The organism is Microcoleus sp. D2_18a_B4, assembly GCF_036702475.1.
Lineage (GTDB): Bacteria > Cyanobacteriota > Cyanobacteriia > Cyanobacteriales > Microcoleaceae > Microcoleus.
Genome location: NZ_JAUBTL010000123.1, coordinates 1 through 5,362, shown reverse-complemented (window position 1 = coordinate 5,362; position 5,362 = coordinate 1). Strand labels below are relative to the sequence as shown.

At 46.4% G+C, this 5,362-nt stretch carries 5 protein-coding genes and 1 tRNA gene; 2 read left to right on the top strand and 4 right to left on the bottom strand.

Features of this window, described 5'->3' with window-relative positions:
• The first annotated feature begins 109 nt into the window (after positions 1-109).
• Entirely contained in the window at positions 110-1,369 is a 1,260-nt protein-coding gene (locus QUB04_RS32140) for a lipoxygenase family protein (RefSeq protein ID WP_333290712.1), read from the top strand.
• Positions 1,370-1,437: 68 nt separating this feature from the next.
• On the opposite strand, the gene QUB04_RS32135 is transcribed toward QUB04_RS32140, so the two are convergent.
• The 4 genes from QUB04_RS32135 to QUB04_RS32120 form a co-directional block, all read right to left on the bottom strand.
• The gene (locus QUB04_RS32135; RefSeq protein ID WP_333290711.1) at positions 1,438-2,577 is read right to left on the bottom strand and encodes a fatty acid desaturase; all 1,140 of its coding nucleotides are present in this window, start codon (positions 2,575-2,577) and stop codon (positions 1,438-1,440) included.
• Between the two features lie 324 nt (positions 2,578-2,901).
• Positions 2,902-4,167 carry a glutamate-5-semialdehyde dehydrogenase gene (locus QUB04_RS32130; protein ID WP_333290710.1) on the bottom strand — a complete coding sequence of 422 codons (1,266 nt, stop codon included), beginning with the start codon at positions 4,165-4,167 and terminating at the stop codon, positions 2,902-2,904.
• Positions 4,168-4,171: 4 nt separating this feature from the next.
• Complete coding sequence (locus QUB04_RS32125) at positions 4,172-4,576, bottom strand: hypothetical protein (protein WP_333056560.1); 405 nt, start codon at positions 4,574-4,576, stop codon at positions 4,172-4,174.
• 263 nt (positions 4,577-4,839) lie between these two features.
• A tRNA-Gly gene (locus tag QUB04_RS32120) sits at positions 4,840-4,911 on the bottom strand.
• Positions 4,912-5,130: 219 nt separating this feature from the next.
• Here QUB04_RS32120 and QUB04_RS32115 point away from each other — a divergent pair.
• On the top strand, positions 5,131-5,271 hold the full coding sequence (locus tag QUB04_RS32115; RefSeq protein ID WP_172188980.1) for a hypothetical protein: 141 nt from the start codon (positions 5,131-5,133) through the stop codon (positions 5,269-5,271).
• The last annotated feature ends 91 nt before the right edge of the window (positions 5,272-5,362 follow it).

Below are 5,362 nucleotides of genomic sequence, written 5' to 3'. Positions count from 1 at the left end.
ATTCTGACCAATTCTTTTTCAAGAATTCTCCAAAAGCCTCTTGACAAAAAACTTACAGCCTTAACTTGTCACCAATGGTTTGCACCCGTTATTCGATCTTGGCCAAGAGTTGCAACAAAAAAACATTTACATTGCCGATTATACGGGTAGCGACCAACACTATCGCGCGCCTTCAAAAATTGGAGGCGGCAGCTATGAAAAAGGCAGAAAATTCTTGCCAAAACCGCGAGCTTTTTTCGCTTGGCGGTGGACGGGAATCCGCGATCGCGGTGAACTGGTGCCGATCGCCATTCAACTAGATCCGACCCCAAATAGCCATCTTTACACCCCGTTCGATCCTCCTGTGGATTGGCTGTTTGCGAAACTCTGCGTGCAAGTAGCAGATGCCAATCACCACGAAATGAGTTCGCATTTAGGTCGAACTCATCTGGTGATGGAACCAATCGCGATCGTCACCGCCCGACAGTTGGCTAAAAATCACCCCCTTAGCCTGCTGCTGAAACCGCACTTTCGGTTTATGCTGGTCAACAACGAGCTGGCGCGTTCTTATTTGATCGCTCCGGGCGGGCCCGTCGATGACTTGCTAAGCGGTAGCTTGCCAGAGACAATGGAAATAGCTAGAGAGGCTTGCAGTAACTGGAGTCTGGATCAATTTGCCTTCCCAACCGAACTGAAAAATCGGGGCATGGACGATCCAAATCAACTGCCTCACTATCCTTACCGAGATGATGGATTACTGCTGTGGAATGCGATCGAAACCTTTGTCTCCGGCTATCTCAAACACTTTTACCCGACGAAAGAGGCGATCGCCCAAGATGTGGAACTGCAAACCTGGGCTCAAGAATTAGCGTCTGATAACGGCGGTAAAGTCAAAGGAATGCCAAGCAAAATCGACACAGTTGAACAATTAATTAAAATTGTCACAACTGTAATTTTCACCTGCGGCCCGCAGCATTCAGCCGTCAATTTTCCCCAGTACGAATACATGGCTTTTGCCGCCAATATGCCCTTGGCAGCCTACCGGGACATTCCCAAAATTAATGCTTCTGGGACTCTCGAAGTGATTACGGAAAAGGACATTTTACGGTTGCTTCCTCCGTACAAGCGAGCGGCTGAACAACTGAAAATTATGTTTATTTTGTCAGCTTATCGATATGACCGTTTAGGTTTTTACGATAAATCTTTCCGAGAACTCTACCGGATGAGTTTCGACGAAGTTTTTGCGGGAACGCCGATCCAAGTTTTAGCCAGACAGTTCCAGCAAAATTTGAATATGGCAGAACAAAAGATTGATGCCAACAATCAAAAACGAGTAATCCCTTACTTTTCTCTCAAGCCGTCGTTGGTGCTAAATAGCATCAGTATTTAGGAGTGTATTTTGGGGGCGGGCGACACACCCAACCCCTACTCCCCACAAGAAAATTCCTTTGCCCATTCTCAGCTTTTGTAGTCTTCAGCGATCGAGCAATTTACAGACATTGTTCCAGAGGAATCAGTGAAGGTAACTTCATCTTGATAATGCCGGGGTGTTTCCACCAGCAACCGCCAAGCGTCGCCAGCATCAATTAAATTCATGCGATCGGGATAGTGAGTTTGCAACAACTCTTGCACCATCGGATAATAGTCTGAGTTGATGCTGGGGAAAATATGATGCTCTGTGTGGTAAGAGAAATTCAAGTGCAGCAGGTCAAATATTTTAGGAACCCGCACAGAAGCACTGTTGATCAGCGGGTCATTAATGGCGGTCATCCGGCAACCCATGTGGTTGGTATAGATGTAAAACATTGCGCCTGCATGACCCATTGCGATCGGCAAAAAGTAGGCAAGAGCGATTTTGAGCGGATGAAAATTTAGGTAGAATAAAATGCTCGCATGAATGCCTAAAATTCCCAGACATTCAAATGCGATTCTCAATCTATCTTTAGGACTAACTGTAAAGGCAGCCGGTACGTAATCAACAGATTTATCGTTAAATAACAGCACCGAGGTGAGATTGCGGAAATTATGCACTAACCACGAACCCGCCATCCCTACAATTAACCACACCGGATTGACTTCCACCGACGGTACAAACAGATTTTGAATCCATTTTCCCCAAGTATCTGGTTGCTGGTACAGATAGTTGCGATCGGGATCGGCCACAGAATTCGTGTTATTGTGATGTACGAGGTTGTGCAGATTTTTCCACTGAGTAGGTGGCATAAACAGCATACTTAGTCCCAAAAAGGCGATCGGATAAGTCAGGCGCGACTTTTTCTGAACGCTACCGTGCATCAAATCGTGGGAGCTAAATAGCAAAACTATGATACTATTACCCATCATGACGGCTAAAGGTAAGTAAAGCCATAAAAGGTAGACAGGCCAGCGATCGAGATTATCAGCAATTCCCCATCCTAACAATAAAATCCCGATATTTATCAGCAGTATCCCTAACTTGCTGGAATTCGCTTCAAAGGCCTCTGATGGCAGCAGCGGACGCAATTTTTTAACATATACCGAGTGGTGAATTAGCGTTTCTTTGCCTAAAGTCGGCGTTGCCGTCTTGTCTAGAGTATTGAGTGATTTTTCTGATTTCATGTGATCGCTAAGAGGATGTTGAGGGGACTTAATAAGTTTCTAAATTTAATTAGATCCCGTACCAGATTTTAGATTGAACCCACACATAAATCCGGCGGCTTATTGTTGTCAGGATGCGGAGATTTTATCTGTCTCCACTGCGGCTATCCGGGAGCTTGCGATCAAATTGCTTGAGATCGAGGCGGCCTGATTGTTCTACCAAGATATTATTGTATCCTATAAAAATATTTTTGGAACAACTATTAAAGGCTTACCCATCGATAATAGTCTCCCACTTTTGAGTTTGGTTTAATCCCAATAACCAATCATAAATAACCTATAAAATTAAAAAAGTCCGTTTCCCTGAACAATTTCTTTAATTGTCGTCAGCGTATCTAACCCGATCAATCCCCGACGATAACCTTTTTGGTTGGACATTCCCAAAAATATCGCATCTCCCCGATTTTGATAGCGCCAAAACCGAGGTGAGGCATTAATAAAAGTTGAGGCGCTGTTAACATCCAGAGCAAATTGGCGACTTTCTAAGTAAGATTCAGTGGCAATGCAGTCAGCGTGACCACTGCTGTAGCGGTTGATCCAGCCGATCGCAATCTCTAAACTATCGACAACTTTAAACGCTATGGTTTTGTTTAAATACGGTTGAGTCCACTCGTATGGTTCCGCCAGCTTCAACTCTGGGAAATCTGCAACAAGATCCGCATCGCCGCTAATTTGAAAGCCTTTTTCTTTTAAACTGTTCCACAGCCTGACTAAGGAAGAAGGCTTTTGGTTGCGATCGATCAGCACTTTCTCGATCGCATTAACAGGATCGGGCACGCTTTGATGACTGTCCAAAATCATCCACCTTGCCATCTCCAAACTACCAGTCGGCGACCAATAAAGGTAACAATTTCCCATTGCCGACCTCAAAACTGGTGCTGTACACAGCCTAACTACCTGCTGCACCAAACTTGGTCTACCGTAGGGAATAATTAAATTGAGATATTGGTCTTGAGTGACCAATTCTCGGATCGAAGCGCCCCGATCCGGCGGCAGTATCTGCAAACATCCCGATGGCAAACCTACCTCATCGATCGCCGAAACCAAAGCTTCTCCAATTACTGTATTAGTTTGCCAGCTTTCGCTGCCGCCTTTAAGAATCAAACTGTTAGCGCTTTTGAGAGACAAACCCGCGGCGATCGCCCCCAACTCTGGAAACGCCTCGTAAATTAGAGCGATCGCCCCCAGTGGTAGCGACTGACAGTACACCTGACACCGATCGACCTGATAAGAAGCATTGATCACCCTACCGATCGGATCTGGCATTTCCCCCAACCGTTGCAGAATTTGCACAGTTGTCTTGATCCGTTCCGGCGTCAGCTTCAGCCACTCCACAATCAACTCGGGAATGGCCATGTCCCGACTCGCTTCTAGATCCAGAGTATTTGCTTCTAAAATGTCATTTTGCCGACGTTTCAGCGAGCCCGCCATCGCCTGCAAAGCTGCGGCGCGATCGGCACTCTTTGTCGCCGCCAACTCCAAAGAAGCTTGATAAGCGCGACGCGCGACATTTGCGGCATCTGATGAATGGGTAAAATCCTCTATTATCATCTAGCTAACGCCTGTAAGCGAGCCATACCATCAGCGCCGGCAGCATTGCTAGCAGCACGGCGACCATTGCCCACAGAATGATATTCGGGCCCGGCGAGTGTAGCGCCAAGGGCAACCAAATAACTAGCGGCACCAATATCATACCCAAAGCCAGTGGCAAGTAATGGGCCTTCAAACCCGGATGCGCTCTGTTCCACTGGTGGCCCGTCCACCGCCAAGCCTGCTTGTAAGGATAGTTCGTTGATAGTTGCTCGATCACGTCTCCACTTTCGTCCAATACAAATATTTGTTGACAGCGGTTGCAGCCAAAGGCTTCTGTCAACGTTATGGGAACTAGACGACCCCGCCGTCGGCAAGGACAGGGGTACTCATCGTTTAAGTCAATCTTTGGAGCTTTTTGAGATGGCACTAGCGATCGGATAAAAAAAGCGTTTTTGCAAAAATAATCGTTAACATATCCACTTAGTCAAACTTGTCAATTCCGCCCTAGCGAGGCTTTCAACTGCCTCTTCCGAGATCTCGCCCGATCGGCAATTTTGACTTGCAAGTTCTGCATTCAATCTTACCACTAACTTAGGTATTTTCAACCATCCTTATGGAGTATACCGAAAACTTTCTTGATCTACTTTCCGGTGTTCTTGACCGGTTTTCTTGATTTTGTTTATCTTCTAAAGCGGGTGACGCGATTCGAACGCGCGACATTCACCTTGGCAAGGTGACGCTCTACCACTGAGCTACACCCGCATTTCCTGCGGTATTAACAATATTGTCTCAATTCTCTAAATTTGTCAAGTCTTTTTAGTAAGTTTTTTTCACAAACCCAGTAAACCCCCCCCAAACCCACTCCCCACCTGCAATTTCAGCAGCCAGATCATTAACCAAATCAGTAATTGCCGTGAAAATTGACCGCCATCGGCCCACGGCAAAGCTACAATCAAGCTGGAATTGTGGGAGAACACTGTCATGTCAGATTTAAATCGCGGAATCATGAAGTTCAAGGGAGCTGACAGTCCTATAGCGATCGCCATTTCGGCGATTGTCATTGCCGGCGGAATCGGCTTCTTGATCTGGTGGGCGCTGCAATCAGCCTACACCTTCAGCTAACAGACTACTCAAACTTGACACTCCGGGCGCCTGAAGGCGCAGGGATTCTTGGATCAATCAGTCAACTTGCTCGTTGATGTCACCACCAATG

Excerpts from the sequence above, each read along its gene's own strand:
- QUB04_RS32130 (WP_333290710.1), bottom strand. The coding sequence starts at position 4,167 with ATGATAATAGAGGATTTTACCCATTCATCAGATGCCGCAAATGTCGCG.
- QUB04_RS32135 (WP_333290711.1), bottom strand. The coding sequence starts at position 2,577 with ATGAAATCAGAAAAATCACTCAATACTCTAGACAAGACGGCAACGCCG.
- QUB04_RS32115 (WP_172188980.1), top strand. The coding sequence starts at position 5,131 with ATGTCAGATTTAAATCGCGGAATCATGAAGTTCAAGGGAGCTGACAGT.